Source organism: Micromonospora sp. NPDC002411 (assembly GCF_053592955.1).
In genome coordinates this window covers 1-2,220 of the sequence record NZ_JBSFBM010000577.1, presented here as the reverse complement: position 1 = coordinate 2,220, position 2,220 = coordinate 1, and the positions used below count along the sequence as shown (strand labels likewise).

3 protein-coding genes are annotated in these 2,220 nt (G+C 73.8%); 1 reads left to right on the top strand and 2 read right to left on the bottom strand.

The annotated features are described in order from the left end of the window. A partial coding sequence (locus tag ACWCO3_RS34085; protein ID WP_450014081.1) for a class F sortase occupies positions 1–668 on the top strand: 668 nt, incomplete at its 5' end. Between the two features lie 176 nt (positions 669–844). On the opposite strand, the gene ACWCO3_RS34080 is transcribed toward ACWCO3_RS34085, so the two are convergent. Together ACWCO3_RS34080 and proC are read right to left on the bottom strand one after the other, a co-directional pair. Continuing rightward, positions 845–1,195: a DUF2203 domain-containing protein gene (locus tag ACWCO3_RS34080; protein WP_145779690.1), complete on the bottom strand. Its 351-nt coding sequence runs from the start codon at positions 1,193–1,195 to the stop codon at positions 845–847. 101 nt (positions 1,196–1,296) lie between these two features. After that, positions 1,297–2,115, bottom strand: coding sequence for a pyrroline-5-carboxylate reductase (gene proC, locus ACWCO3_RS34075; protein ID WP_145779689.1), 819 nt, complete (start codon positions 2,113–2,115; stop codon positions 1,297–1,299). Between the last annotated feature and the right edge of the window lie 105 nt (positions 2,116–2,220).

Sequence of the window (2,220 nt, the reverse complement as noted above, 5' to 3'; positions counted from 1 at the left end):
GCAACGCCAACGCCGGGCTGTTGCTCGCCGCCAACCAGCTCGGCATCGCCGGGATCGTGTTCACCGCGATCCTGATCTTCCTGGCCGCCGGCACCGGGGTCGGGCTGGCCGGCAGCGATCCGGCACCGCCGGCGGCGAGCTGGCACCCCGGCTGCACCGACGACTGCCCGTCGACGGCCGCCGCGCCCACCCCACAGGGACCACCCACTCGGGTACGCGTACCGCGCATCGGCGTCGACTCGACGCTCACGGTGCTGGGCCTGGACCAGGCCGGGGCGCTGATCCCGCCCGCCGACTTCGACGTCGCCGGCTGGTACGGCGGCGGTCCGGCACCCGGCGACACCGGCCCGGCCGTGCTCGCCGGCCACCTGGACTCGCGACGCGGCCCGGCGGTCTTCGCCCGGCTCGGTGAGCTGCGGCCGGGCGACCGGGTGGAGGTGTGGCGCGGCGGGCAGCGGCTGGTGTTCCGGGTGACCGGCTCGCTGCGGACCCGCAAGGACCAGTTCCCGACCGCCGTGGTGTACGGCCCGACGCCCAACGCGGAGCTACGCCTGGTCACCTGCGGGGGTGCGTTCGACCGGCGGAGTGGGCACTACCGGGACAACGTCGTGGTGTTCGCGGTGGCCGAGGCCTCCGAAACGATCCCGCCGAAGCCGGCTGCGGGCTGAGCCGCACCCGGCCTCATCCGCGTCAGAGTCGGGGCGGCGGTCCGAGCCGCACCGGGCTTGATCCACTCGGGTTCGCCGATGTCGCGGTATCCCCCGCGCTCGGATACCGCGTTTTCGGCGAACCCGAGTGGATCAAGGTGCGGCGGCAGGGCGCGGCCGGGTCGGGCGGGGGTGCGTCAGAGTGGGCGGCGGCCGGCGAAGCCGCACTCGGCCCGGTGGTACCAGCGCACGTCGGAATCACCCTCGAGCCAGCACCAGAGCACCGCGCGGCCTTCGCGCTCGCCGGGGAAGTCGAGCAGCACCGGAGCGATGCCCTTGACCTGGATGTCGTGCTGGTGCAGCTCGTCGACGACGGCGTGCAGCCGGGCCTCCAGGCCCTTCACCTCGGCCAGCCCGCCGAGGGCGCTGACGCCGTGGTCGGCGAGGTCGACGCGCAGCTCGGCCAGGTCGGCCCGGACCCGGATCAACTCGTCGATGCGCGGTTGCAGCGTGGCCACCAGGTGCCGGGCCTGGGCAAGTGTGAACACCGCGCCAGTATGCGGCACGCCCGGCCCCGCGACGAGCCCCGAACGCCTAACCCCGCGCGCCCGGAACACCACATCAGCCCGCCGCCACGCGCGAAGAACGCTCAGTCGGCCTGCGCTGCCAGCTCGCGGGCCCGGTCGCGGGCGGCTTCGAGTGCGGCGAGCAGCGCGGCGCGTACCCCGTGCTTCTCCAGCTCGCGGATCGCGGAGATGGTGGTGCCAGCCGGTGAGGTGACCGCCTCGCGCAGTTTGACCGGGTGCTCGCCCGAGTCGCGCAGCATCACCGCGGAGCCGATCGCGGTCTGCACGATCAGCTCGTGCGCCACCTGCCGGGGCAGCCCGAGCAGGATCCCCGCGTCGATCATGGCCTCGACCAGCAGGTAGAAGTAGGCCGGGCCGGAGCCGGAGAGTGCGGTGACCGCGTCCTGCTGCGACTCGGGCACCCGGATCGTCTGGCCGAGCGGCTTGAACATCTCCTCGGCCAACGCCAGGTGGGCGCCGGTGGCGTGCGCGCCCGCCGAGATCGCGGTCATCGCCTCGTCGACAAGCGCCGGGGTGTTGGTCATCACCCGGACCACCGGGGTGCCGTCGGGCAGCCGGCGGCTGAAGAAGCTGGTGGGGAGGCCGGCGCAGAGCGAGATGACGAGCTTGTCGGCCGGCACCTTGGGGCCGATCTCGTCGAGCAGCGCGGCGGCGTCCTGCGGCTTCACCGAGATCGCGAGCACCGCCGCCTCGTCCACCGCCGTCAGGTTGTCGACCACCCGGACGCCGTAGCGGGCGGTCAACTCCTCGGCGCGAGCTGGCCGGCGGGCGGTTGCCAGCAGCTTGTCCACGGGCCATCCCGAGCGCAGCAGCCCGGAGAGCATCAGCTCACCGATCTTGCCCGCGCCGATCACCGCGACCGTGTGCACCCCGGCTGACATCTCGGTCGTACCCCCTCGCATCGGGTCGCGGCGCGGCGCGAAGGACCGACCGAAGCCCGAGGAGCCCCGCACGTTCGGCGCGAACACCGCGACGCCCTGCGCCAC